Source organism: Pseudoalteromonas sp. S4741 (assembly GCF_005886135.1).
Lineage (GTDB): Bacteria > Pseudomonadota > Gammaproteobacteria > Enterobacterales > Alteromonadaceae > Pseudoalteromonas > Pseudoalteromonas tetraodonis.
This window is the reverse complement of record NZ_PNCN01000178.1, coordinates 1-253: the sequence shown is the minus strand read 5'-3', so window position 1 is coordinate 253 and position 253 is coordinate 1. Positions and strand designations below refer to the sequence as shown.

The window sequence follows — 253 nt, the reverse complement described above, 5'->3', positions numbered from 1 at the left end:
CGACTATTACCAGCCGTACCAGATAATTCTCTTACCTTGTTTGACCGCGGCTATTACTCATTAGGACTGTTGCATCAATGGCAAAACCAAGGAGATAACACTCACTGGATGTTACCCGCGAGGAAGGATTTACAGTATCAAGTTGAACATAGTATAAATGACAATGATAAAATAGTGATTTTGTCCACAAGTCCTCAAGCCAGAAAGAAATTTGAGTCATTACCAGAGACCATGATGGCAAGATTAACCACCT

General features: G+C 40.3%; 1 pseudogene. It reads left to right on the top strand.

Going from position 1 to position 253, the window contains the following annotated elements:
• A pseudogene (locus CWC30_RS18490) lies at positions 1-253 on the top strand (IS4 family transposase); the annotation flags it as partial.